Below are 24,304 nucleotides of genomic sequence, written 5' to 3'. Positions count from 1 at the left end.
CCGTGCCAGCTTACTGTCCGCACCCGAGGAGCCACCCTGACGAGTCAGGAACTCGGGGGGCCTCGCGGGGGCGGGGCCGGGCTCACCGGACGTCAGGGCCGGTGTTCGCCTTGTTTGCCTGCGGACCGTGCTGGGCCGGGCCCCGAAGGGGCGCGGGGAACTGCGCGAGCAACCCCCACCGGCCCGCAGCCGAACGACAACAACGCGCCTAGCGCGACTCCACGGACCCGGCACCGGCCCCCGCGTCCGGCAGGAACTGCCCCGCCACCCTGATGAACATCGCCCGCTGCTCGGGCGGCACCCCGAGCCCCACGGCCGCCTCCTCCAGCGTGAGCGAACGCCCCGCCGCCGCCCCCCGCCCGGCCGGCAGCGGGAGGTCCTCCTCCGTGAGCCGTCCGGACCGGATCAGCATCTCCCGCACCGGCACCTCCAGCACATGTGCGAGCCGCCGCGTCGTCTCCAGGTCCGGCATGCTCTGGCGCTGCAGCAGCCGGGTGACGGCAGCCCGGTGCACCCCCGCCTCGTCGGCGAGGCGCGACCGGCCGCCACCACGCGGGCCGTCGATGTCGAAGCCGCGCCTACGGATCAGGTCCTCGATCCAGGCCGCGAACCGGTCAAGCTCGCTGCTGGTCATGTGATCGCCTCCCTCCGAAGCGAGGACCAGACTATCGCGCTTGCGCGCAAGGAATTAATGACTGGCCCGGCCAGCGCTGTAAGGATTTTGTGGCGGGATTCCGGGGCTTGCCGCTCTCATCCCTATTTGCGCGCACGCTCGCACGCGACCAGCGTGCGCCCCCGCAACTCCACCGCGACTCCCCCGACACGCCACCGACGCGCCCACGCCACGGTCCCGCAGAAGCCCGTCACCCCGGCGTGACCTCCCCCTCTCCCCCACGCACCGGCATCCGTACGACCCGCACCCCACCACCGGAGGCGCCGGAGCCACCGGAGCCGCCGGAGCCGCCCGAGCCACCCCCGGACATACTCGCCACCGCCTCCCGCCACCCACTGGAGAACCCCCGCGCCTCCCCGTCGATCGCGATCCGCGCCCCCACCTTCGCCACGACCGCCCCGAGCGTGCGGCCGACATCGGCGGTGTACGTACCGGACTCACCCGCCTCGGCCGCCACCTCCACCGCGGCCACCACCACGTCCACCAACCGCTCCTGGGCGCTCATCCCCATCGGCCGCACCGCCTTTCGAATATGCGTTCGACAAGCGCCACCCACGATACGCCGAAGGGCGCCCACCCCGTGTGAAACGGAGTGGGCGCCCTTCAGCAGACGTACGCCTTACTGGTTGTACGGACCGTAGTCGTAGTCCTCCAGCGGAACGGCCTGGCCGGAGCCCGTGCCGAACGGCGAGTAGTCGATGTCGTCGTAGCCGACGGCCGAGTACATCGCGGCCTTGGCCTCCTCGGTCGGCTCCACCCGGATGTTGCGGTAGCGGGACAGACCCGTACCGGCCGGGATGAGCTTACCGATGATGACGTTCTCCTTGAGGCCGATGAGGCTGTCGGACTTGGCGTTGATCGCCGCATCCGTCAGGACTCGGGTCGTCTCCTGGAAGGAGGCGGCCGACAGCCAGGACTCCGTCGCCAGCGAGGCCTTGGTGATACCCATCAGCTGCGGACGGCCGGAGGCGGGGTGACCGCCCTCGGTGACCACACGACGGTTCTCGGTCTCGAACTTCGAGCGCTCGACGAGCTCGCCCGGCAGCAGCTCCGCGTCGCCGGACTCGATGATCGTCACACGGCGCAGCATCTGCCGGATGATGATCTCGATGTGCTTGTCGTGGATCGACACGCCCTGCGAGTTGTAGACCTTCTGGACCTCGCCGACCAGGTGGACCTGGACCGCGCGCTGACCGAGGATCCGCAGCACGTCGTGCGGGTTGGTGGCACCCACGGTGAGCTTCTGGCCCACCTCGACGTGGTCGCCCTCGCCCACGAGCAGACGGGCACGCTTGGAGATCGGGAACGCCGTCTCGTCGCTGCCGTCGTCCGGGGTGACGACGATCTTCTTGGTCTTCTCCGTCTCCTCGATCCGGATGCGGCCGGCCGCCTCCGAGATCGGGGCGACACCCTTGGGCGTACGAGCCTCGAAGAGCTCGACGACACGGGGCAGACCCTGGGTGATGTCGTCACCGGCCACACCACCGGTGTGGAAGGTACGCATCGTCAGCTGGGTACCGGGCTCACCGATGGACTGGGCGGCGATGATGCCGACCGCCTCACCGATGTCGACCAGCTTGCCGGTGGCCAGCGAGCGGCCGTAGCAGAAGGCACAGGTGCCGACGGCCGACTCACAGGTCAGGACCGAGCGGGTCTTGACCTCCTCGACGCCCGCGTTGACCAGCGCGTCGATGAGCACGTCACCGAGGTCCACGTTGGCCGGCGCGATGACCTTGCCGTCGACGACGACGTCCTCGGCGAGCATCCGGGCGTAGACCGAGGTCTCGACGTCCTCCGTCTTGCGGAGCACACCGTCCTCGCCCTTGACCGCGATCTTCAGCTTCAGGCCGCGGTCGGTGCCGCAGTCCTCCTCGCGGATGATCACGTCCTGCGAGACGTCCACCAGACGACGGGTCAGGTAACCCGAGTCGGCGGTACGCAGGGCGGTGTCCGCCAGACCCTTACGGGCACCGTGCGTGGAGATGAAGTACTCCAGAACGGTGAGGCCCTCACGGAAGGACGCCTTGATCGGACGCGGGATGGTCTCGTTCTTCGCGTTCGACACCAGACCACGCATACCCGCGATCTGACGCATCTGCATCATGTTTCCTCGGGCACCCGAGTCAACCATCATGAAGATGGGGTTCGTCTTCGGGAAGTTCGCGTTCATCGCCTCGGCAACCTCGTTGGTCGCCTTGGTCCAGATCGCGATGAGCTCCTGCGTGCGCTCGTCCTTGGTGATCAGACCGCGCTCGTACTGCTTCTGGACCTTCTCGTCCTGCGCCTCGTAGCCCGCGACGATCGCCTTCTTGGCCTCGGGGACCACGACGTCGGAGATGGCCACGGTGACACCGGAACGGGTCGCCCAGTAGAAGCCGGCCGCCTTCAGGTTGTCGAGCGTCGCCGCCACGATGACCTTGGGGTAGCGCTCGGCCAGGTCGTTGACGATCTCGGAGAGCTGCTTCTTGCCCACCGAGTAGTCGACGAACGGGTAGTCCTCGGGCAGCAGCTCGTTGAAGAGCGCGCGGCCCAGGGAGGTGCGCAGCCGGAACGAGTCGCCCTGCTGCCAGGTCGTCTCGCCGTCCTCGTCCACCGGCGGGGTCCAGCCGCGGGGCGGGACGGTGCCGATCGGGAAGCGGATGTCGATCTTCGCCTGGAGCGAGAGCTCCCGGGCGTCGAACGCCATGATCGCCTCGGCGGTCGAGTTGAAGGCGCGGCCCTCACCCTTGACCTGGCGCTCCTCCTCGTCCGTGGTGAGGAAGAACAGACCCAGGACCATGTCCTGCGTCGGCATCGTCACCGGCCGGCCGTCGGCCGGCTTGAGGATGTTGTTCGAGGACAGCATCAGGATGCGGGCCTCGGCCTGCGCCTCCGCGGAGAGCGGCAGGTGGACGGCCATCTGGTCACCGTCGAAGTCCGCGTTGAACGCGGTGCAGACGAGCGGGTGGATCTGGATGGCCTTGCCCTCGACCAGCTGGGGCTCGAAGGCCTGGATGCCGAGGCGGTGCAGCGTGGGCGCACGGTTCAGCAGGACCGGGTGCTCGGCGATGACCTCTTCGAGGACGTCGTAGACCACCGTGCGACCGCGCTCGACCATCCGCTTGGCGCTCTTGATGTTCTGCGCGTGGTTCAGGTCCACCAGGCGCTTCATCACGAACGGCTTGAAGAGCTCCAGCGCCATGGCCTTGGGCAGGCCGCACTGGTGCAGCTTCAGCTGCGGACCGACGACGATCACGGAACGCGCGGAGTAGTCCACACGCTTACCGAGCAGGTTCTGACGGAATCGACCCTGCTTGCCCTTCAGCATGTCGCTGAGGGACTTCAGCGGACGGTTGCCGGGGCCCGTGACCGGGCGACCGCGACGGCCGTTGTCGAAGAGGGCGTCGACCGCCTCCTGGAGCATCCGCTTCTCGTTGTTCACGATGATCTCGGGGGCACCGAGGTCGAGCAGACGCTTCAGACGGTTGTTGCGGTTGATCACGCGGCGGTACAGGTCGTTCAGGTCGGAGGTCGCGAAGCGGCCACCGTCCAGCTGCACCATCGGACGCAGGTCCGGCGGGATGACCGGCACGCAGTCCAGCACCATGCCCTTGGGGCTGTTGCTGGTCTGCAGGAACGCGGAGACGACCTTGAGGCGCTTGAGCGCACGGGTCTTCTTCTGGCCCTTGCCGGTGCGGATGATCTCGCGGAGGCGCTCGGCCTCCTCGTCGAGGTCGAAGGTCTCCAGGCGCTTCTGCAGGGCAGCGGCACCCATCGAGCCGTCGAAGTACGTGCCGAAGCGGTCACGCAGCTCGCGGTAGAGCAGCTCGTCGCCCTCGAGGTCCTGGACCTTGAGGTTCTTGAAGCGCGACCAGACCTCGTCCAGACGGTCGATCTCGCGCTGCGCACGGTCGCGCAGCTGCTTCATCTCGCGCTCGGCACCCTCGCGCACCTTGCGGCGCACGTCGGCCTTGGCACCCTCGGCCTCCAGCTCGGCGAGGTCCGTCTCGAGCTTCTTGGCGCGGGCTTCGAGGTCGGCGTCGCGGCGGTTCTCGATCTGCTGGCGCTCGACGGAGACATGCGCCTCCAGCGACGGCAGGTCGCGCGTACGGCGCTCCTCGTCCACGAACGTGATCATGTACGCGGCGAAGTAGATGACCTTCTCGAGGTCCTTCGGCGCGAGGTCGAGCAGGTAGCCAAGGCGCGAGGGGACGCCCTTGAAGTACCAGATGTGGGTCACGGGAGCGGCAAGCTCGATGTGGCCCATCCGCTCACGGCGCACCTTGGCGCGCGTGACCTCGACGCCACAGCGCTCGCAGATGATGCCCTTGAAGCGGACGCGCTTGTACTTGCCGCAGTAGCACTCCCAGTCCCGGGTCGGACCGAAGATCTTCTCGCAGAAGAGTCCGTCCTTTTCGGGCTTGAGGGTGCGGTAGTTGATGGTCTCCGGCTTCTTGACCTCACCGTGGGACCACTGACGGATGTCGTCAGCAGTGGCGAGGCCGATCCGCAGCTCGTCGAAGAAGTTGACGTCGAGCACTTGTCGTCAATCCCTCTTTCGGGGTCGATTCTTCAAGATGGTCTGAGGGGGGTCCGGATGGGGGTCCCACCCAGGCCCGGGGGGCCTAGGGGGAGACCGGGGCTTCTTGCGAAGCCCCGGTCAGACCCGTCAGACCTCTTCGACGCTGCTCGGCTCGCGCCGGGACAGGTCGATACCGAGCTCCTCCGCAGCGCGGAAGACGTCCTCGTCCGTGTCGCGCATCTCGATGGACATACCGTCCGAGGACAGCACCTCCACGTTGAGGCAGAGCGACTGCATTTCCTTGATGAGCACCTTGAAGGACTCGGGAATGCCGGGCTCGGGAATGTTCTCGCCCTTGACGATGGCCTCGTAGACCTTCACACGGCCGGTCACGTCGTCGGACTTGATGGTCAGCAGCTCCTGGAGGGCGTAGGCGGCGCCGTAAGCCTCCAGCGCCCACACCTCCATCTCACCGAATCGCTGGCCACCGAACTGGGCCTTACCACCCAGCGGCTGCTGGGTGATCATCGAGTACGGACCGGTCGAGCGAGCGTGCAGCTTGTCGTCGACCAGGTGGTGCAGCTTCAGGATGTACATGTACCCGATCGAGATCGGGTCCGGGAACGGCTCACCGGAGCGGCCGTCGAACAGGTTGGCCTTACCGGACGGCTGCACCAGGCGGTCGCCGTCGCGGTTGGGGATCGTGGCCTCGAAGAGACCGGCGATCTCGTCCTCACGGGCACCGTCGAAGACCGGGGTCGCGACGTTGGTGCCGGGGGCGACCTGGTCGGCGCCGATGACCTGCAGGCGCTGGGCCCAGTCGTCGGCGAGACCGGAGACGTCCCAGCCGCGGCTGGCGAGCCAGCCGAGGTGGATCTCCAGGACCTGTCCCGGGTTCATTCGGGACGGGACACCCAGGGGGTTGAGGATGATGTCGACCGGGGTGCCGTCCTCCAGGAACGGCATGTCCTCGATCGGCAGGATCTTCGAGATGACGCCCTTGTTGCCGTGACGGCCGGCGAGCTTGTCACCGTCGGTGATCTTGCGCTTCTGCGCCACGTACACGCGCACCAGCTGGTTCACACCGGGGGGAAGCTCGTCGCCCTCCTCGCGGTCGAAGACGCGGACGCCGATGACCTTGCCGGTCTCGCCGTGCGGCACCTTCAGCGAGGTGTCACGGACCTCACGGGCCTTCTCACCGAAGATCGCGCGGAGCAGGCGCTCCTCCGGCGTCAGCTCGGTCTCACCCTTGGGCGTGACCTTGCCGACGAGGATGTCGCCGGCGACGACCTCGGCACCGATACGGATGATGCCGCGCTCGTCGAGGTCGGCGAGGACCTCCTCGGAGACGTTCGGGATGTCCCGGGTGATCTCCTCCGGGCCGAGCTTGGTGTCACGGGCGTCGACCTCGTGCTCCTCGATGTGGATCGAGGAGAGGACGTCGTCCTGCACGAGGCGCTGCGACAGGATGATCGCGTCCTCGTAGTTGTGACCCTCCCACGGCATGAACGCCACGAGCAGGTTCTTGCCCAGCGCCATCTCGCCGTTCTCGGTCGCCGGACCGTCGGCGAGGACCTGGCCCTCGATGACGCGGGCGCCCTCGTCCACGACAACCTTCTGGTTGACCGAGGTGCCCTGGTTCGAGCGGGAGAACTTGTGCAGGCGGTACGTGGTGTACGTGCCGTCGTCGTTGGCGATGGTGATGTAGTCCGCGGAAACCTCCTGGACCACACCGTCCTTCTCCGCCTTGAGCACGTCGCCGGCGTCGGTGGCGCAGCGGTACTCCATGCCGGTGCCGACGAGCGGCGCCTCGCTCTTGATGAGCGGGACGGCCTGACGCATCATGTTCGCGCCCATGAGGGCACGGTTGGCGTCGTCGTGCTCCAGGAAGGGGATCATCGCGGTCGCGACCGACACCATCTGGCGCGGCGAGACGTCGATGTAGTCCACCTCGGCCGGCGGCACGTAGTCGACCTCGCCGCCACGGCGGCGGACCAGGACGCGGGCCTCGGTGAGCTGGAGCTCGTCGTTGAGCGCGGCGTTGGCCTGGGCGATGACGAAGCGGTCTTCCTCGTCGGCCGTGATGTAGTCGACCTCGTCGGTGACCTGGCCGTCGACGACCTTGCGGTACGGCGTCTCGATGAAGCCGAACGCGTTGACGCGGCCGTACGAGGCGAGCGAGCCGATCAGACCGATGTTCGGGCCTTCGGGGGTCTCGATCGGGCACATGCGGCCGTAGTGCGACGGGTGCACGTCACGGACCTCGAAGCCGGCCCGCTCACGGGAGAGACCACCCGGGCCAAGAGCCGACAGACGGCGCTTGTGGGTGAGACCCGACAGCGGGTTGTTCTGGTCCATGAACTGCGACAGCTGGCTGGTGCCGAAGAACTCCTTGATGGAGGCGACGACCGGCCGGATGTTGATCAGGGTCTGCGGCGTGATCGCCTCGACGTCCTGGGTGGTCATGCGCTCACGCACGACGCGCTCCATACGCGCCAGACCCGTACGGACCTGGTTCTGGATGAGCTCGCCGACGTTGCGCAGACGACGGTTGCCGAAGTGGTCGATGTCGTCGGTCTCGACGACGATGTTCCGACCCGACTCGCCGACCGTCTCGGTCTCGCCCGCGTGCAGCTTGACCAGGTACTTGATGGTCGCGATGACGTCGTCCGTGGTGAGGACGCCGGCGTCCAGCGGCTCGTCCGCGCCGAGCTTCTTGTTCACCTTGTAGCGGCCGACCTTCGCGAGGTCGTAGCGCTTGGGGTTGAAGTAGAGGTTCTCGAGCAGCGTCTGAGCGGCCTCGCGCGTCGGCGGCTCGCCCGGGCGCAGCTTGCGGTAGATGTCGAGCAGCGCGTCGTCCTGGCCCTGGGTGTGGTCCTTCTCCAGGGTGGCGCGCATCGACTCGTACTCGCCGAACTCCTCCAGGATCTGCTCGGTGGTCCAGCCGAGAGCCTTCAGGAGGACGGTGACGGACTGCTTGCGCTTGCGGTCGATGCGGACACCGACCATGTCGCGCTTGTCGATCTCCATCTCGAGCCAGGCACCCCGGGACGGGATGATCTTGGCCGTGTAGATGTCCTTGTCGGACGTCTTGTCGATGTTGGAGTCGAAGTAGACACCCGGCGAGCGGACGAGCTGCGACACCACGACACGCTCGGTGCCGTTGATGACGAAGGTGCCCTTGTTGGTCATGAGCGGGAAGTCGCCCATGAAGACCGTCTGGGACTTGATCTCGCCGGTCTCGTTGTTGGTGAACTCGGCGGTGACGAAGAGCGGGGCCGCGAACGTGAAGTCGCGCTCCTTGCACTCGTCGATCGAGTTCTTCGGGGGCTCGAAACGGTGGTCGCGGAAGGTCAGCGACATCGACCCGCTGAAGTCCTCGATCGGGGAGATCTCCTCGAAGATCTCCTCCAGACCGGACTTCGTGGGGACGTCCTGTCCGTTCTCGAGAGCGGCCTCGACGCGAGCCTTCCACGCGGCGTTTCCGAGCAGCCAGTCAAAGCTCTCGGTTTGCAGCGCAAGGAGGTTCGGAACCTCGAGGGGCTCCTTGATCTTTGCAAAGGAGATGCGCAGCGGGGCGGTGCTGGCGCCGTTGTTCGTATTGGCGGTCGAGGCGTTGCGCGAGGCGGCCAAGAGGGGGTCCTTCCGAGGGCTCGGACTCACTACGCGCGTACCGGTCCCACGAGGGCACAGAGAGAGACGTTTCCTGATTGAGGCTGAAAGGCCAGGTCAGGGCAGTTCAATCAACGATGCTCAAGCGAGGGCATGCCCCTGGTGACGGGCAGGGGGCAGCTAACAGGCAGCGCAAAGGGTCAGTGTAGCCACTCGGCCCACTGATGTCCAGGGCGGAATTTTCGCGACCCTCATTGTTCTTCTCAGTACCTCGGCCGGCCACGCGCCGTGAGGCGCACATCGATACTGCCCTCTTCGCCGTCGATCCATGCCTCGGATCCGGATCGTTGTGACGACGCGTCCTGAGAATTGCGCGCTGCGTGCGGTTCGTCAAGACCCCTCAGCTCAGCGGAGATCGCTCCGTTACTGCTCGTGCGGCCACGAGGCGTACCGGGGGCGTACGGCGATGATCACCATACTCCCTGTCGCCCCCCGTGCAAGGCAGCCGTCACGGCGACGCCCGGGTACGCCGAAGGGCGACCACCCGAATGGATGATCGCCCTTTGGTGTGTGCGCGTTACAGGCCCCTGGGGGGCATCACGCGCGGTGAGTCAGAGGACTCGTGAGGTCACTTGACCTCAACGGCCGCACCGGCAGCCTTGAGGGACTCGGCAGCCTTCTCGGCGGCCTCCTTGTTGACCTTCTCGAGGACCGGCTTCGGGGTGCCGTCGACGAGGTCCTTGGCCTCCTTCAGACCCAGCGAGGTCAGCTCACGCACGACCTTGATGACCTGGATCTTCTTCTCGCCGGCACCGGTGAGGATGACGTCGAACTCGTCCTTCTCCTCCTCGGCCTCGGCAACGGCGCCCGGGCCGGCGGGGCCGGCAACGGCGACCGCGGCGGCGGCGGTGACGTCGAACTTCTCCTCGAAGGCCTTCACGAACTCGGAGAGCTCGATGAGGGTCATCTCCTCGAACTGGGCGAGGAGGTCGTCCTGAGAGAGCTTCGCCATGATGGGCGATCCTTCCACTAATTCGGCAGGTGCCGGTTGTATATAGAGGCGGGCGTAACGGCCCGCTACGACCCACGCACTAGGCGGCGTGGATCACTGCGCGAGCCGAATTACTCGGCACCGCCCTGCTCGGCGAGCTTGACGCGAAGCGCTTCCGCAGTGCGGACGAACTTCGACGGCAGCGCCTGGAAGAGCGAGGCAGCCTGGGACTGCTTGCCCTTGAACGCGCCGGCCAGCTTGCTGAGCAGAACCTCGCGGGACTCGAGGTCCGCAAGCTTCTTGATCTCATCGGCGGACAGCGCCTTGCCATCAAGGACACCGCCCTTGATGATCAGGTTCGGGTTCTCCTTGGCGAAGTCACGCAGACCCTTGGCCGACTCCACCGGGTCACCGGTGATGAAGGCGGCACCCGTCGGACCAGTGAACTGGTCGTCGAGCGAGGTGATCCCGGCGTTGTTCGCCGCGATCTTGGTCAGCGTGTTCTTCACCACGGCGTACTGGGCGTTCTCACCGAGCGAACGGCGCAGCGTCTTGAGCTGCGCCACGGTGAGACCCCGGTACTCGGTCAGCACGACGGCGTTCGAGCTGCGGAACTTGTCCTCGAGCTCGGCTACGTCGGCAGCCTTGTCGGGCCTTGCCATGAGCGTCGGCCTCCTTCCGGGTGATGAGGACCGCTCAGAAGGGACCGCGACATAAAAAACGCCCCGGCGCAAGTGCACGGGGCGTAGCTCCACCGGACAGAGTCCGGGAACTTTCCACAGTCACCTGCGCGGGTCGTCCGCATGCAACGGAACCTTCGGCCACCGCCCCCTCTTACGAAGGCACGGCAACGACCAGCGGTCTTTGGCTTCTGTGGAAGCGTACGCGACGGGTGGCGGATCGAGCAAATCCGCCCGTACGGGACCGTCAGGCGCCGCCGAGACCGCCGGTCCCACCGGCCTTCGCCCGGTCGCCCAGGCCCTTCAGCATCTCCAGCAGGTCCGTGGTCTCGCTCGCGGGCGGGGCCGTGACCTGGGCCCTGGTGCCGTAGTCCGAGTAGTGCGCGGCGGTGGTGACCTTGCCCTGGGGGCTGTCCATGGCGACGTCCATCCGGACCGGGTAGCCGTCCGCGTTGACCCAGACCTCGGTGTCGTACCCCTTGACGCCGGTCTTCTTCATATTGGTCAGGAGCTGCTCGCGGTCCTTGGGGGACAGGTTGTCGAGCATCTTGTTGTTCTTCATCATCTCGTCGATGGTGAGCGTGCCCTTGTAGTGCTCGGACGAGACGCCGTCGACCCGCTCCGCGCCCAGGTGCTTCAGGTTCGGCGAGTCCAGGAGCAGGGCGAGCTGCTGGGCCGGGTCCTGGTTCATGTTCTCCATGCCGGCGGTCATCTGCTTGACCAGCTGCTCCTGGCCGGCCTGCTTGGCCAGCGAGGTCAGGTCGAACTTGACCCAGCGCTTGCCGCCGAACTCCTTGGCCGACTCGCCCATGGCGCCCATGTCCATGTACATGACGTTGTCGACCCAGAGCATGCGGGTCTTCTCGGCGGCGCCCCCCATGCCCTTGGTCACCGAGGACGTCACGGTGAGGTCCATCGCCGTGGGGTTCCAGGCCATGACACCGCTGGTCTCGGTCCGGCCCCCGTCCTCCCCCATGGACGCGGGGGCCGTCATGGTCATCCGGACCTTGGCGGACTTGGCCGCGGCGGTCTTCTTGTACGCCGCCGCGAGCACCTGCGAGGCGGCGTCACGGGACTGCGGGGCGACGGCGGCCTTCTTGGCGCCCGTGGCGCCGTCGGCCTTGTCGTCGCCGCCACAGCCCGCTGCCCCGGCCACCACCACGGCCGCCGTCGCCATCGACAGCGCCGCGCGCGTCCATCCGGACCTGGTCATGTTCCCCACCCCTTGAAGCCCCGTGCCATGAGTCCCGCCGACGGCCGTCGAACACCGTCGAACGGGCAGATCTTCTGCACCGTAACCCAAGGGCCGTGACAGATGAGACGGATTATGTCTGCCGTGGCGTGCGTTACGAAGGCTGGCCGGACGGCTTGGGCTTGATCATCGAGGTGAAGTCCACGGTGTCGGAGGCCGCCGGGGCCTCGGCGGAGACCTTGACGCCGTAGTCCGCGTAGTACGCCGTGCTGTTCACCTCGCCGTTCTTCGTCGCGGCGCGCTCGGTCTTCTTCACCAGCAGGTCGTTCTTGTCCACCCAGATGTCGACCGTGTCGGTGGTGATGCCGCTCTGGTTCATCTGCGCCTTGAAGCCGTCCAGCGTCTTCGCGTCCAGGCCCGAGTTGCCGCCGACGAGCTTGGCCACGTCGACCGTGCCCGAGTAGTGCGTGGCCTGGACACCGCGGACGTCCTCGGAGCCGACCTTCTTCACGTCACCCGAGGCCAGCAGCGCCTTCACGCTCTGCTGGGGCGTCGAGTTCTGCATCTGGTCCTTCATGACGGCGCCGGCCGGGCCCATCAGCCTGGCCATGTCGTCGTACCCGTAGCGGATCCAGTGCTTGCCGCCGAGGCTCTTGGCGAACTGGGGACCCATGTCGGCGTAGTAGGCGTCGCGCAGATAGCGGGCGTCGATGCTGTCGGCGCCCATCTGCTTCATGGTCTGCGCCTGGGCGCCCTGGGTGTACTTCAGCCGCATGACGCCGGTCATGCCGTCGCCCCAGGCCAGGCTGCCCTTGCCCTCCAGGCCCATCACGGCGCCCATGGACATCGTCATCTCGACCTTGGCGGAGCCCGCCCCGTCCGTCTTCTTCTGGACCGCCTGGAGGGCCGCCACCGGGCTGAAGTCCGAGCCGCCCTTGTGTCCCTGGGCCGGCGCGCTCTTGTCCCCGCTGTCGGACCCGCCGCAGGCGGCGACGCCCACCAGGGCCGCGGCGACCGCGACCAGCGAGATACCCGTACGCCGAACGGAACTGGTGCTCATGCGTTCCCCCTCGAAAACTCATTCCCTTACCCCTCGACGGTAGCGCAGGGGTCGGACAACACCCCTACCCTCCGGGGCCGTTGGGACGCGGTTGCGACAAAAAGCCGGGCCCCGCACCTCCGGAGAGGTGCGGGGCCCGGCTCTGGATCAGCCGATGCGAGCCGAGGCTCGGGCCGGTCAGACCGCCGCCGGGTCCTCCTCGACGAGGAGGTTGCGGGTGCGGTTGGAGTCGACCGGGATACCGGGGCCCATCGTGGTGGCGATGGTGGCCTTCTTGATGTACCGGCCCTTGGCGGCGGACGGCTTCAGACGGAGGATCTCCTCCAGCGCGGCGCCGTAGTTCTCCACCAGCTTGGTGTCGTCGAAGGACACCTTGCCGATGATGAAGTGCAGGTTCGAGTGCTTGTCGACGCGGAACTCGATCTTGCCGCCCTTGATCTCCTCGACCGCCTTGGCGACGTCGGGGGTGACCGTGCCGGTCTTCGGGTTCGGCATCAGACCACGCGGGCCGAGCACGCGGCCGAGGCGGCCGACCTTGCCCATGAGGTCCGGGGTGGAGACGACGGCGTCGAAGTCCAGACGGCCCTTGGCGACCTCGTCGATGAGCTCGTCCGAGCCCACGATGTCGGCGCCCGCGGCACGCGCGGCCTCGGCACGGTCACCGGTCGCGAAGACCAGGACCCGGGCGGTCTTACCGGTGCCGTGCGGGAGGTTCACGGTGCCACGGACCATCTGGTCGGCCTTGCGCGGGTCGACACCCAGGCGGAAGGCGACCTCGACGGTGCCGTCGAACTTGGTCGCGGAGGTCTCCTTGGCGAGACGGACGGCCTCGAGCGGGGCGTAGAGCTTGTCCGCGTCGATCTTGGCGTCCGCAGCGCGGAGAGTCTTGCTGCGCTTCACTTCTGCTCCTGTGTGCAGTAACACCATGCGGTTGACGCCGCGTGGTGGTCATGGAGTCGTGGTACGGACCAGCGCTTGGCCCTACCACTGAGGTCAAACGGGGTGGGCTGAGATCAGCCCTCGACCGTGATGCCCATGGAACGGGCGGTGCCAGCGATGATCTTGGACGCGGCGTCCAGGTCGTTGGCGTTCAGGTCGGCGAGCTTCGTCGTGGCGATCTCGCGGACCTGGGCCTGCGTGATCTTCGCGACCTTGGTCTTGTGCGGCTCGCCGGAGCCCTTCTCGACACCCGCGGCCTTGAGGATCATCTTCGCGGCCGGCGGAGTCTTGGTGATGAAGGTGAAGGAACGGTCCTCGTAGACCGTGATCTCCACCGGGATCACCCAGCCACGCTGCGACTCGGTCGCCGCGTTGTAGGCCTTGCAGAACTCCATGATGTTGACGCCGTGCTGGCCGAGCGCGGGGCCGACCGGCGGGGCCGGGTTCGCCGCACCGGCGTTGATCTGGAGCTTGATAAGCCCCGTGACCTTCTTCTTCTTGGGAGGCATTGCTCTCTCCGGGTCCTAGTGAGAGTGAACCGCCTGGCATCCGATCATCCGGATGGAGGCATACCGCACAACGATAACGGGTATCTGTGTGCGGCTAAAAACCGAGCAGGTCAGACAGGCTTTGAGAGCCCGTCTGACCTGTTCGGAAGACGTGTGGTCCGGAAGAACTAGTTCTTCTGGATCTGGTCGAAGCTGAGCTCGACCGGGGTCTCGCGGCCGAAGATCTCGACGAGACCCTTGACCTTCTTCGAGTCGGCGTTGATCTCGTTGATCGTGGCCTGGAGCGTGGCGAACGGGCCGTCGGTGACGGTGACCGAGTCGCCGACCTCGAAGTCGAGCACCTGGACCTCGACCTTGCGGGCCGGAGCCGGCTTGCCCTCGGCCTCGGCGGCCTCACGGGCGGCCTTCTCCTCGGCCTCCGGGGCGAGCATCTTGACGATCTCGTCCAGGGTCAGCGGGTACGGGTCGTAGGCGTTGCCCACGAAGCCGGTGACGCCCGGGGTGTTGCGGACGACGCCCCAGGACTCGTTCGTCAGATCCATGCGGACGAGAACGTAACCGGGCAGCTTGTTCTGCCGGACGTTCTTGCGCTCGCCGTTCTTGATCTGGACGATCTCTTCCTCGGGCACCTCGGCCTGGTAGATGAACTCCTCGACGTTCAGCGAGACGGCACGCTGCTCCAGGTTGGCCTTCACGCGCTTCTCGTAGCCCGCGTAGGTGTGGATCACGTACCACTCGCCGGGCAGGCCGCGCAGCTCCTGGCGCAGGGCCTCGACCGGGTCGACGGGCGCGGCGGGCTCCTCGGGAGCCTCCTCGGCGCTCTCGTCGCTCTCGGCGTCCTCGTCCTCGGCGCCCTCGGAGGCCTCGGCGTCCTCGTCCTCGGACTCCGCGGCTTCCAGCTCGTCCTCGTCCTCGACGTGGAGCGCCGCCTGCTCGGCCGCCTCGCCCGCCTCGGCGTCGGCAGCCTCGACCTCGTCGGCGTCCTCGGCGTCCGCCGCCTCGACGATGTCGAGCTGGTCCTCCACGGACTCCGCCGACTCGATGGCGTCGTTCAGGTTCGGGTCAGACACGTGGCTGCTTCTTCCTGGCTACAGATGGGTGGAACAATGCGAAAAAGGCGCCGGGTGGGCGCCCTTACGCAGCGGATCAGCCGAAGACGTACTTGACGACGTGCTGGAATCCGGTGTCGATCACGGTCACGATGCCGATCATGATCACGACGAACACGATCACCACGGTGGTGTACGTCGACAGCTGGTTGCGCGACGGCCAGACCACCTTGCGCAGCTCGGCGACGACCTGGCGGTAGAAGAGCGCGAGACGGCCCAGGGGGCCCTTCTTGCCGCGCTTACCGCCCTTGCGGGACTTCTTCTTGGAGTCCTGGTCCGCAGAGGCCTCGTCCTGGGCATCAGGCATGTCGATGGAGCCCACGGCGTCCGTCACGCTTCTCACCTGATTCCGGGTCGTGGCCGTGCCGCGCCCGGTGGAGCCGCACGGCGGTGCATAGAAGTACGTACATGCGCACACATCCTGGCGAAGGTGTGTGTAGCAGGGCCGGAGGGACTTGAACCCCCAACCGCTGGTTTTGGAGACCAGTGCTCTACCAATTGAGCTACGACCCTTTGTGGTTCCCCCAACCTACCGCATCCGCCCGAGTGCACCGAGTGCCCGGAGTGGATCGGTTGGTGGAGGCCAACGACAGGTGAGTGTACGTGGTCCTGCGCCCGGCGTCGAACAGATACCTCCCGACGGCTCGGCGCGGATGCCCCGAACGGCCTGTGCAACTGCCCCGTCCGGTCCCTGAAACCGGTGTGCCCGGGGCGCGGCGGGTCTGGGACGATGGCCGGTATGAGCGCTGCAACTTCTCCGACCGAGCGCCGGGTGTCCGCGCGCATCGGCGCGATCTCCGAGTCCGCGACCCTCGCCGTCGACGCCAAGGCCAAGGCCCTCAAGGCCGCCGGGCGCCCGGTGATCGGCTTCGGCGCCGGTGAGCCCGACTTCCCGACCCCGGACTACATCGTCGAGGCCGCCGCGGCGGCCTGCCGCGACCCGAAGTACCACCGCTACACGCCGGCCGGCGGCCTGCCCGAGCTCAAGAGGGCCATCGCCGAGAAGACCCTGCGCGACTCCGGCTACGAGGTGGACCCCTCGCAGATCCTGGTGACCAACGGCGGCAAGCAGGCGATCTACGAGGCCTTCGCGGCGATCCTGGACCCGGGCGACGAGGTCATCGTCCCGGCGCCGTACTGGACCACCTACCCGGAGTCGATCCGTCTCGCGGGCGGTGTCCCGGTCGAGGTCGTCGCCGACGAGACCACCGGCTACCGGGTCTCGGTGGAGCAGCTGGAGGCCGCTCGTACGAAGAAGACCAAGGTCGTCCTCTTCGTCTCCCCGTCCAACCCCACCGGCTCGGTCTACACCGAGGCCGAGACCGAGGCCATCGGCCGCTGGGCCGTCGAGCACGGCCTGTGGGTGATGACCGACGAGATCTACGAGCACCTGGTCTACGGGGACGCGGTCTCCGTGTCGCTGCCGGCGCTCCTGCCCGAGCTGCGCGACAAGTGCGTCGTGGTCAACGGCGTCGCCAAGACGTACGCGATGACCGGCTGGCGGGTCGGGTGGATCGTCGGCCCCCAGGACGTCATCAAGGCCGCGACCAACCTCCAGTCGCACGCCACCTCCAACGTCGCCAACGTCTCCCAGGTGGCGGCGCTCGCCGCGGTCTCCGGCGACCTCGACGCGGTCGCCGAGATGCGCGAGGCCTTCGACCGCCGCCGCCAGACCATGGTGCGGATGCTCAGCGAGATCGACGGAGTGGTCTGCCCGACGCCCGAGGGCGCGTTCTACGCGTACCCCTCGGTGAAGGGCCTGCTCGGCAAGGAGATCCGCGGCAGGCGCCCGCAGTCCTCCGTCGAGCTCGCCGACCTCATCCTGGAGGAGGCCGAGGTCGCGGTCGTCCCGGGCGAGGCCTTCGGCACCCCGGGCTATCTGCGCCTGTCCTACGCGCTGGGCGACGAGGACCTCGTCGAGGGCGTCTCGCGGATCCAGAAGCTGCTGGCGGAGGCGCGCGACTGAGGCGTTCCGCCCGGAGCGCCGCCCGGAACGGACCACCGACTCATGTGAGTCGGTGGTCCGTTCCCGCGTTCGGGCAAGGTCCCGATCGGGGAAAGGGGCTGTCGGATGCCGGTGGCGTGCGGCAAGATCCTTCAATGGAGCGCGTTCGTGATGTACGAGACCTGCCGAAAGCCCATCTGCACCTGCACTTCACGGGGTCGATGCGCCCCACGACGCTGCTGGAGCTCGCCGACAAGTACGGCGTGCACCTGCCCGACGCGCTGACGGGCGGCGAGCCGCCGAAGCTGCGGGCCACCGACGAGCGCGGCTGGTTCCGCTTCCAGCGCCTGTACGACATCGCGCGCTCCTGTCTGCGCGCCCCCGAGGACATCCAGCGGCTGGTGCGCGAGGCCGCCGAGGAGGACGTCCGGGACGGCTCGGGCTGGCTGGAGATCCAGGTCGACCCGACCAGTTACGCGCCGATGCTGGGCGGCCTCATCCCGGCCCTGGAGATCATCCTGGACGCGGTCGAGACGGCCGCGCGCGAGACCGGGCTCGGGATGCGGGTCCTGGTCGCGGCGAACCGGATGAAGCACCCGCTGGACGCCCGCACCCTGGCCCGCCTCGCCGTGCGGTACGGCGACCGGGGCGTGGTCGGCTTCGGCCTCTCCAACGACGAGCGCCGGGGCATGGCGCGCGACTTCGACCGCGCCTTCGCGATCGCCCGGGAGGGCGGGCTGCTGGCGGCGCCGCACGGCGGCGAGCTGGCCGGCCCCGCGTCCGTACGGGACTGCCTGGACGATCTGCACGCCACCCGCATCGGTCACGGGGTGCGCGCCGCCGAGGACCCCCGGCTGCTGCGGCGGCTGGCCGAGCGCGGCATCACCTGTGAGGTCTGCCCCGCCTCCAACGTCGCCCTGGGCGTCTACGAGAAGCCCGAGGACGTCCCCCTGCGCACGCTGTACGAGGCGGGCGTACCGCTGGCGCTCGGCGCCGACGACCCGCTCCTGTTCGGCTCCCGCCTCGCCGCGCAGTACGAGTTCGCCCGCCTCCACCACGGCTTCACCGACAGCGAACTGGCGGAGCTGGCACGGCAGTCGGTACGGGGCTCGGCCGCGCCGGCCGCGGTGAAGTCGCAGTTGATCGCCGGAGTGGATTCCTGGCTGGCCTCCTGACACCTTGGGCACCCTTGGCGGAGGAACGACCATCCACCAGGGGAGGGTGACGCAGATGAAGCTCACGGTTTTCGGTGCCACGGGCAGGATCGGCACGGAGGTGGTCCGCCAGGCGCTGGCCGCCGGACACCAGGTCACCGCGGTGGTACGGGACCCGGGCCGGTTCACGACGACGGGTACGGGCCTGGAGGTCGTCCGGGGTGATCTCTCCGACCCCGAGTCCCTGCGGCCGGCGGTGACGGGCCGGGACGCGGTGCTCTCGGGACTGGGCGCGAACAAGCGGGCGGACGCGGCGGCGGGCGTCACGGCACGGCTGACCCGCTCGATCGTGCAGGCGATGGACGCGGAGGGCACTCGCCGGCTGCTGGTGGTGAGCGCGGGCCCGGTGGGGCCGGAGGCGCCCGACGACCCGTTCCTGGACCGCCTCACCCTGACGATCGTCTCCCGCGTCCTGAAGGACGTCTACGAGGACCTGCGCCGCACCGAGGCCGAACTGTCCGCCTCCGCCCTGGACTGGACCGCGGTACGCCCGGTCCGCCTGGTCAACAAGCCGCGGACGGGCACGTACCGCACCGCCGTCGGGGCGACCCCGCGCAGCGCCCGCAGCATCGGGCGGGCGGACGTGGCGGACGCGATGCTGCGGATGATCACCGACCAGGCGACGGTGAAGCAAGGCGTCTGCGTGGCCTACTGACCCCGGCCGGGGTCAGATCTCGGCGTTGACGGTCACCGGCTCGTTGACGAGGGTCACGCCGAAGGCCCGCTCCACGCCCGCGACGACCTCGCGCGCGAGGGCGAGCAGGTCCTCGGTGGTGGCGCCGCCGCGGTTGGTGAGGGCGAGGGTGTGCTTGGTGGAGATCCGGGCGGGCCCCGAGCCGTACCCCTTGGTGAATCCGGCCTTGTCGATGAGCCAGGCGGCGGAGGTCTTGGTCAGCCCGTCCCCGAGGTCCCAGGCGGGCGGCGAGACGTCGTCCCCGAGGCGCGCGGCGACCTTCTCCAGGAACGCCCGGTACTCGCCCTCCGCCAGGATCGGATTGGTGAAGAAGGACCCGGCGGACCAGGTGTCGTGGTCCTCGGCGTCCAGCACCATGCCCTTGCCGGCCCGCAGCTTCAGGACGGTCTCGCGCGCGGTGGCGGCGGGGACGCGGTCGCCGGGCTCGACGCCGAGGGCGCGGGCGGTCTCGGCGTACTTGATGGGCGCGGAGAGCCCGCCGGCGTCCTCCAGCTCGAAGCGGACGCGCAGGACGACGTACCGGTCGGGGTGGGCCTTGAACCGGCTGTGGCGGTAGGAGAAGTCGCACTCGGCGGCGGTCAGGACCACGGTGCGCCGCTCGGCCCGGTCGTACGCGACGACCTCGCGGATGGTGGAGGAGACCTCCTGGCCGTACGCGCCCACGTTCTGGATCGGGGTGGCTCCGGCGGATCCGGGGATCCCGGCCAGGCACTCGATCCCGGCGAGCCCGGCGGCCACGGTCCGGGCCACGACGTCGCTCCAGACCTCCCCGGCGGCCACGTCGAGCCGCGTCCCCTCCAGCCGGAACCCGGTGGTGGCGATCCGCAGGGCGGTCCCGGCGAACCCCTTGTCCCCGATGACGAGGTTGCTGCCCCCACCGATGACGAGCAGCGGCACCCGCGCCTCGTCGGCTTCCCGGACGACGGAGATGACGTCGTCATCACTACCGGCCACCACGAGCCGCGAGGCCGGCCCACCGAGCCGGAAGGTGGTGAGGGGGGCGAGGGGGGCGTCGTGAAGTACCTGCACGAAGTCCAGCGTACGGGTCCCCGCGGCGCGTCTTGCCCGGGGTCCGTCTGCGGGCCGGCGGGTTGCCCACGGCGGTGTTCTGCCCGGGGGTTCGTCGGCGGGTGCGTGGGCGGCTGCTCGCGCAGTTCCCCGCGCCCCCTATTGGCCGGGGGTTCGTCTGCGGGCCGGTGGGTGGTTGCTCGCGCAGTTCCCCGCGCCCCTGATCCGCCCGGGGGCGTCTGCGGGCCGGTGGTGGGCTGGTCGCGCAGTTCCCCGCGCCCCTTCCGGGGCCGGTCGTTGTCTGCGGGGTGTCTGTGGCTGAGCGCGCAGTTCCCCGCGCCCCTAGGCAGTTAGGGGCGCGGGGAACTGCGCGAGCAACCCAGCACGGTCCGCAGACGAAAACAGCGGGGTGCGGGGGCCGCAGGCCCCGCGAAGGGGGTCCAGGGGCGCAGCCCCATGCGGGGTGCGGGGGCCGCAGACCCCGCCGAGGGGGACGGGGGTGCAGCCCCCCAGGAAGAGCCCGCCCGCCCCCGGAGGGTTCAGGGAAGGGGCGGGGTGGGGGAATCCTCCCCGCCCCGCCCCACCCTCACCCCACCAACACCTCCCCCCGAACCTCCCCCACAGAATCCGCCCCCGCACCCGCACCCACACCGGACCCCGCACCGGAATCGGCCCCAGCCCCCCGCCCCGGCAGACACACCGCACTGACCGCCGCCACAGCCACCACCCCCGCACCGACCCACAGCGCCGGCTGCAGCCCGTCCACGAAGGCCGACGGCGACCCGTAGCCGCCCTGCGCCGAGAACACCGCCGCCAGGATCGCGACGCCCAGCGCCCCGCCGACCTCCCGCAGCGCGTTGTTCGCCCCGGACGCGATCCCCTGCTCGGCCGGCCGCACGCTCGACATCACCAGGTTCGCGGCCGGCGCGAAGTACAGCGCCATCCCGATCCCGCTGACCGTCATGGCCGGCAGCTGCGTCCCGTACGACACGTCCGGCGACATGATCAGCGCGAACCAGCCGAGCCCGACCGCCTGGAGCGCCAGCCCCACCGCCACCACCGGCCGTCCCCCGATCCGGTCGGAGAGGATGCCCGCGACCGGCGCGACCAGGAGCGGCATCGCGGTCCACGGCAGCATCCGCAGCCCCGCCTCGGTGGGCGAGTAACCCAGTACGCCCTGGAGGAACTGGCTGAGCAGGAAGATCGAGCCGAACATCCCCACGTACATCAGCAGGCTGGACAGGTTGATCGCCGCGAAGGCCCGGCTCCGGAACAGCCGCATCGGCAGCAGCGGAGCCGCGCTGACGATCCCGTGCCACACAAACGCGCCCAGCAGGGCAGCGCCTCCCACCAGCCCGGTCAGTACGGTCGGGCTGCTCCAGCCGTCCAGGTTGCCGCGGATCAGGCTGTAGACGATCCCGAAGAGGCCGCCGCTGGCGAGCACCGTGCCGCGGATGTCGAGCCGCGCCCCGCTCCCGTACGACTCGGCGAGCCGCAGCCGCGCCAGCGGCAGCACCGCCACCCCGAGCGGAACGTTCAGCCAGAAGATCCACTGCCAGGAGAAGTGCTCGGTCAGCGCCCCGCCGATCAGCGGCCCGCTGGCCACGGCGAGGCCGTTGACCGCGCCCCAGATCCCGTACGCCAGCCCCCGCTTCGCCACCGGCACGGCCGCCGTGAGCAGCGTGAGCGTCAGCGGCATCATGATCGCCGCGCCGACGCCCTGGACCGCCCGCGCGGCGACCAGCCCGTCGATCCCGGGTGCGAGGGCCGCCGCGGCGGACGCCCCGGTGAAGATCGTCAGCCCGACGAGGAAGAGTTTGCGGCGCCCGAACCGGTCCCCCAGCGCCGCTCCGAACATCAGCAGGACGGCGAAGGTGAGGGTGTACGCGCTCACCGTCCACTCCAGGTCGTCCAGCGCCCCGCCCAGGTCCTCGCGGATCGACGGCAGGGCCGTGGTGACGACGAGGTTGTCGAGCGCCGCCATGAACCCGGCGATGCTGGTGATCACCAGCGCCCAGACCGCTCCCCCGCGCCGGCCGGCCGCCTCCCCCGTCTTCTGCTCGGGCCCCCGCGCGGCCCCCTGCTCGTGCTGCTGCTCGGGTATGTCCCGCTGCTCGGACATCGCTTCCCCGCTTCCCGTGTTCGGTTCCGTTGGTTAGTTATCAGTTACTAACTTTCGAGCCCATACGTGTGCGCCGCTCTCCGCCAGGAGGTCCGCCGGACCGCCCGACAGGGAGGTGAGGCTACTTCTCCAGCCGTCCCTTGACCCGCGCGCTGGGGTAGATCTCCTCCCACACCCGGTGCTCGGGAGGAAACCCCATCGCCACCAGCGTGTTGATCAACATCCCGTACGCCAGGAACGTCGTGGTCTCCTTGTAGCCCTCCAGCGGAACGCTCACCGCGTCCCAGAGCTCCATCCACTCGCGCCGGACGGCCTCACCGAAGGTGTGGTCCCCCGCCGCCTCGGCCGCCGCGACCGCCACGTACACCTGCATCTGCATGAGCAGCCGCTCGGGCTCCTCCGCGATGACCCTGGTGTACGCGTTCGCCATCGCGTGCACCGCCTCCTCGCCGATCAGCCCCTGCGAGGCGTCGGCGAACATGCGCACGGTGTCCTCCATGCAGCGGCGTGTCGCCGCGAGGAAGATGGCCGGCTTGTTCGGGAAGAGGCGGAAGAGGTACGGCTGCGAGACTCCCACGCGCTTGGCGATCGCCTCGGTGGACGTCCCGTAGTAGCCGCGGTGAGCGAACTCGCTCACCGCCGCCCGTACGACGCTCTCGCGCCGCTCCTCCGCGCTCATCCTGACCATGTATAGAAAGTTAGTGGCCCATAACTAACTTCGTCAAGCGGTACGACGGACGGCGCCCGATCGACGGCGCCCGGAAACGGCGAACGGCCGCCGGGGCGCTCGCGCTCCCGGCGGCCGTTCATCCGCTCTCCCGCTCCCCCGCGGGGCGCGTCACGCCAGCGCGACCACCGCGCGCGACATCCCGAGCACCTTCTGACCGGCGCTCGTCGCCGTCAGATCGACCCGGACCGTCCGCGCCTCGTCGTCCAGCTTCGCCGCGACCTTGGCGCTCACCTCGATCAGCGCGCCCGTCGCGTCGTTGGGCACGACGACCGGCTTGGTGAAGCGCACCCCGTACTCGACGACCGCCGCCGGGTCGCCCACCCAGTCGGTGACCACCCGGATCGCCGAGGCCATGGTGAACATGCCGTGCGCGATCACGTCCGGCAGCCCGACCTCCTTGGCGAACTTCTCGTTCCAGTGGATCGGGTTGAAGTCGCCCGAGGCGCCCGCGTACTGCACGAGTGTGGCGCGACTCACGGGGAAGGACTGCGCCGGCAGCTCGGTGCCGGTCTCCACGTCCTCGTAACGGATCTTGGCGCTCATCGTCACTCCCCCTCGGCCGCGCGGGCCACGAGCTTGGTGAAGGCGGTCACGACGTGCTCGCCCGTCTCGTCGTGGACCTCGCCGCGGACGTCCAGGATGTCGTTGCCCGCCATGGACCTGACCGCCTCGATGGTGGAGGTGACCGTGAGCCGGTCCCCCGCCCGCACCGGGCGCGTGTACGCGAACTTCTGGTCGCCGTGCACGACCCGGCTGTAGTCCAGGCCCAGCTGCGGGTCCTGGATCACGACGCCGGCCGCCTTGAACGTGATGGCGAACACAAAGGTCGGCGGTGCGATCACATCCGGGTGCCCGAGCGCCTTGGCGGCCTCCGGGTCGAGGTACGCGGGGTTGGTGTCCCCCACGGCCTCGGCGAATTCACGGATCTTCTCCCGGCCGACCTCGTACGGCGCGGTGGGCGGATAGGTCCGCCCCACGAAGGACTGGTCGAGCGCCATGGGCTCGCAACCTCCTGCTGAGTGGTCTGCTGTGATCTGGGCAACGCGTGCGACGGGGTACGACGAGAGGCCGCCCCCCGGAACAGGGAACGGCCTCTCGTACGAGCCTGAGTGCTAAACCCGTGATTAGCGGGTCTCGCGGTGCGCGGTGTGCGAGTTGCAGCGCGGGCAGTGCTTCTTCATCTCAAGACGGTCCGGGTTGTTACGCCGGTTCTTCTTGGTGATGTAGTTCCGCTCCTTGCACTCCACGCAGGCCAGCGTGATCTTCGGGCGGACGTCGGTGGCAGCCACGTGAGTGCTCCTTGGACGGACGGTTAGACGGATGAA

The 24,304-nt window shown here is 68.7% G+C and carries 21 protein-coding genes and 1 tRNA gene; 3 read left to right on the top strand and 19 right to left on the bottom strand.

Annotated elements, in window-relative coordinates; translation table 11 throughout:
- Positions 1 to 208: 208 nt before the first annotated feature.
- The 13 genes from ACZ5ID_RS20025 to ACZ5ID_RS19965 all read right to left on the bottom strand — a co-directional run bounded on the left by ACZ5ID_RS20025 (position 209) and on the right by ACZ5ID_RS19965 (position 15,779).
- Complete coding sequence (locus tag ACZ5ID_RS20025; protein ID WP_468899552.1) at positions 209 to 634, bottom strand: helix-turn-helix domain-containing protein; 426 nt, start codon at positions 632 to 634, stop codon at positions 209 to 211.
- 229 nt (positions 635 to 863) lie between these two features.
- Positions 864 to 1,184, bottom strand: a complete 321-nt coding sequence (locus ACZ5ID_RS20020) for a hypothetical protein (protein ID WP_468899549.1) — start codon at positions 1,182 to 1,184, stop codon at positions 864 to 866.
- Between the two features lie 108 nt (positions 1,185 to 1,292).
- Positions 1,293 to 5,192: a DNA-directed RNA polymerase subunit beta' gene (locus ACZ5ID_RS20015; protein ID WP_365107175.1), complete on the bottom strand. Its 3,900-nt coding sequence runs from the start codon at positions 5,190 to 5,192 to the stop codon at positions 1,293 to 1,295.
- A 129-nt stretch (positions 5,193 to 5,321) separates the two neighbouring features.
- Complete coding sequence (gene rpoB, locus ACZ5ID_RS20010) at positions 5,322 to 8,807, bottom strand: DNA-directed RNA polymerase subunit beta (RefSeq protein WP_406552442.1); 3,486 nt, start codon at positions 8,805 to 8,807, stop codon at positions 5,322 to 5,324.
- Positions 8,808 to 9,414: 607 nt separating this feature from the next.
- On the bottom strand, positions 9,415 to 9,798 hold the full coding sequence (rplL, locus tag ACZ5ID_RS20005; protein WP_406552441.1) for a 50S ribosomal protein L7/L12: 384 nt from the start codon (positions 9,796 to 9,798) through the stop codon (positions 9,415 to 9,417).
- A gap of 110 nt (positions 9,799 to 9,908) precedes the next feature.
- Positions 9,909 to 10,439 carry a 50S ribosomal protein L10 gene (rplJ, locus tag ACZ5ID_RS20000; protein WP_358833573.1) on the bottom strand — a complete coding sequence of 177 codons (531 nt, stop codon included), beginning with the start codon at positions 10,437 to 10,439 and terminating at the stop codon, positions 9,909 to 9,911.
- 265 nt (positions 10,440 to 10,704) lie between these two features.
- The gene (locus ACZ5ID_RS19995) at positions 10,705 to 11,670 is read right to left on the bottom strand and encodes an SCO4651 family lipoprotein (protein ID WP_468899545.1); all 966 of its coding nucleotides are present in this window, start codon (positions 11,668 to 11,670) and stop codon (positions 10,705 to 10,707) included.
- Positions 11,671 to 11,803: 133 nt separating this feature from the next.
- Positions 11,804 to 12,709: an SCO4651 family lipoprotein gene (locus tag ACZ5ID_RS19990; protein ID WP_468899542.1), complete on the bottom strand. Its 906-nt coding sequence runs from the start codon at positions 12,707 to 12,709 to the stop codon at positions 11,804 to 11,806.
- 177 nt (positions 12,710 to 12,886) lie between these two features.
- The gene (gene rplA, locus ACZ5ID_RS19985) at positions 12,887 to 13,609 is read right to left on the bottom strand and encodes a 50S ribosomal protein L1 (protein ID WP_358833576.1); all 723 of its coding nucleotides are present in this window, start codon (positions 13,607 to 13,609) and stop codon (positions 12,887 to 12,889) included.
- A gap of 113 nt (positions 13,610 to 13,722) precedes the next feature.
- The gene (gene rplK / locus ACZ5ID_RS19980; RefSeq protein WP_267055802.1) at positions 13,723 to 14,157 is read right to left on the bottom strand and encodes a 50S ribosomal protein L11; all 435 of its coding nucleotides are present in this window, start codon (positions 14,155 to 14,157) and stop codon (positions 13,723 to 13,725) included.
- 167 nt (positions 14,158 to 14,324) lie between these two features.
- Positions 14,325 to 15,227 (bottom strand): transcription termination/antitermination protein NusG, encoded by a 903-nt coding sequence (nusG, locus tag ACZ5ID_RS19975; protein WP_468899537.1) that lies wholly within the window; start codon positions 15,225 to 15,227, stop codon positions 14,325 to 14,327.
- A gap of 76 nt (positions 15,228 to 15,303) precedes the next feature.
- Positions 15,304 to 15,600: a preprotein translocase subunit SecE gene (gene secE / locus ACZ5ID_RS19970; protein ID WP_358833578.1), complete on the bottom strand. Its 297-nt coding sequence runs from the start codon at positions 15,598 to 15,600 to the stop codon at positions 15,304 to 15,306.
- A gap of 106 nt (positions 15,601 to 15,706) precedes the next feature.
- Positions 15,707 to 15,779: transfer RNA gene (locus tag ACZ5ID_RS19965), tRNA-Trp, on the bottom strand.
- 226 nt (positions 15,780 to 16,005) lie between these two features.
- Here ACZ5ID_RS19965 and ACZ5ID_RS19960 point away from each other — a divergent pair.
- The 3 genes from ACZ5ID_RS19960 to ACZ5ID_RS19950 all read left to right on the top strand — a co-directional run bounded on the left by ACZ5ID_RS19960 (position 16,006) and on the right by ACZ5ID_RS19950 (position 19,080).
- Positions 16,006 to 17,232 (top strand): pyridoxal phosphate-dependent aminotransferase, encoded by a 1,227-nt coding sequence (locus ACZ5ID_RS19960; RefSeq protein ID WP_406552436.1) that lies wholly within the window; start codon positions 16,006 to 16,008, stop codon positions 17,230 to 17,232.
- Between the two features lie 134 nt (positions 17,233 to 17,366).
- Complete coding sequence (locus tag ACZ5ID_RS19955; RefSeq protein WP_468899533.1) at positions 17,367 to 18,386, top strand: adenosine deaminase; 1,020 nt, start codon at positions 17,367 to 17,369, stop codon at positions 18,384 to 18,386.
- Positions 18,387 to 18,441: 55 nt separating this feature from the next.
- Positions 18,442 to 19,080, top strand: a complete 639-nt coding sequence (locus ACZ5ID_RS19950) for an NAD(P)-dependent oxidoreductase (RefSeq protein WP_468899530.1) — start codon at positions 18,442 to 18,444, stop codon at positions 19,078 to 19,080.
- 12 nt (positions 19,081 to 19,092) lie between these two features.
- Here the strand turns inward: ACZ5ID_RS19950 and ACZ5ID_RS19945 are convergent, their stop codons facing one another.
- The 6 genes from ACZ5ID_RS19945 to rpmG form a co-directional block, all read right to left on the bottom strand.
- Positions 19,093 to 20,148 carry a UDP-N-acetylmuramate dehydrogenase gene (locus ACZ5ID_RS19945; protein ID WP_468899528.1) on the bottom strand — a complete coding sequence of 352 codons (1,056 nt, stop codon included), beginning with the start codon at positions 20,146 to 20,148 and terminating at the stop codon, positions 19,093 to 19,095.
- A 565-nt stretch (positions 20,149 to 20,713) separates the two neighbouring features.
- Entirely contained in the window at positions 20,714 to 22,249 is a 1,536-nt protein-coding gene (locus ACZ5ID_RS19940; RefSeq protein ID WP_468899525.1) for an MFS transporter, read from the bottom strand.
- 121 nt (positions 22,250 to 22,370) lie between these two features.
- Entirely contained in the window at positions 22,371 to 22,937 is a 567-nt protein-coding gene (locus ACZ5ID_RS19935; RefSeq protein WP_468899523.1) for a TetR/AcrR family transcriptional regulator, read from the bottom strand.
- A 150-nt stretch (positions 22,938 to 23,087) separates the two neighbouring features.
- Positions 23,088 to 23,522 carry a MaoC family dehydratase gene (locus ACZ5ID_RS19930; protein WP_468899520.1) on the bottom strand — a complete coding sequence of 145 codons (435 nt, stop codon included), beginning with the start codon at positions 23,520 to 23,522 and terminating at the stop codon, positions 23,088 to 23,090.
- 2 nt (positions 23,523 to 23,524) lie between these two features.
- Positions 23,525 to 23,977, bottom strand: coding sequence for an FAS1-like dehydratase domain-containing protein (locus ACZ5ID_RS19925; RefSeq protein ID WP_468899518.1), 453 nt, complete (start codon positions 23,975 to 23,977; stop codon positions 23,525 to 23,527).
- Between the two features lie 126 nt (positions 23,978 to 24,103).
- A complete protein-coding gene (gene rpmG, locus ACZ5ID_RS19920; RefSeq protein WP_003956487.1) occupies positions 24,104 to 24,268 on the bottom strand; it encodes a 50S ribosomal protein L33 in 165 nt (54 codons plus the stop codon).
- Positions 24,269 to 24,304: the final 36 nt, after the last annotated feature.

The sequence above is a fragment of the Streptomyces sp. NPDC031670 genome, from assembly GCF_055580545.1.
Note: the sequence above shows the minus strand (reverse complement) of the source record. Positions and strands in the feature narration are given on the sequence as shown.

What these genes read in the sequence shown, in the direction of transcription:
- ACZ5ID_RS20025 (WP_468899552.1), bottom strand. Translation starts at nt 634, where the DNA reads ATGACCAGCAGCGAGCTTGACCGGTTCGCGGCCTGGATCGAGGACCTG.
- ACZ5ID_RS20020 (WP_468899549.1), bottom strand. Translation starts at nt 1,184, where the DNA reads ATGGGGATGAGCGCCCAGGAGCGGTTGGTGGACGTGGTGGTGGCCGCG.
- rplL (WP_406552441.1), bottom strand. Translation starts at nt 9,798, where the DNA reads ATGGCGAAGCTCTCTCAGGACGACCTCCTCGCCCAGTTCGAGGAGATG.
- rplJ (WP_358833573.1), bottom strand. Translation starts at nt 10,439, where the DNA reads ATGGCAAGGCCCGACAAGGCTGCCGACGTAGCCGAGCTCGAGGACAAG.
- ACZ5ID_RS19995 (WP_468899545.1), bottom strand. Translation starts at nt 11,670, where the DNA reads ATGACCAGGTCCGGATGGACGCGCGCGGCGCTGTCGATGGCGACGGCG.
- ACZ5ID_RS19990 (WP_468899542.1), bottom strand. Translation starts at nt 12,709, where the DNA reads ATGAGCACCAGTTCCGTTCGGCGTACGGGTATCTCGCTGGTCGCGGTC.
- rplK (WP_267055802.1), bottom strand. Translation starts at nt 14,157, where the DNA reads ATGCCTCCCAAGAAGAAGAAGGTCACGGGGCTTATCAAGCTCCAGATC.
- ACZ5ID_RS19960 (WP_406552436.1), top strand. Translation starts at nt 16,006, where the DNA reads ATGAGCGCTGCAACTTCTCCGACCGAGCGCCGGGTGTCCGCGCGCATC.
- ACZ5ID_RS19955 (WP_468899533.1), top strand. Translation starts at nt 17,367, where the DNA reads ATGGAGCGCGTTCGTGATGTACGAGACCTGCCGAAAGCCCATCTGCAC.
- ACZ5ID_RS19950 (WP_468899530.1), top strand. Translation starts at nt 18,442, where the DNA reads ATGAAGCTCACGGTTTTCGGTGCCACGGGCAGGATCGGCACGGAGGTG.
- ACZ5ID_RS19940 (WP_468899525.1), bottom strand. Translation starts at nt 22,249, where the DNA reads ATGTCCGAGCAGCGGGACATACCCGAGCAGCAGCACGAGCAGGGGGCC.
- ACZ5ID_RS19935 (WP_468899523.1), bottom strand. Translation starts at nt 22,937, where the DNA reads ATGGTCAGGATGAGCGCGGAGGAGCGGCGCGAGAGCGTCGTACGGGCG.
- ACZ5ID_RS19930 (WP_468899520.1), bottom strand. Translation starts at nt 23,522, where the DNA reads ATGAGCGCCAAGATCCGTTACGAGGACGTGGAGACCGGCACCGAGCTG.
- ACZ5ID_RS19925 (WP_468899518.1), bottom strand. Translation starts at nt 23,977, where the DNA reads ATGGCGCTCGACCAGTCCTTCGTGGGGCGGACCTATCCGCCCACCGCG.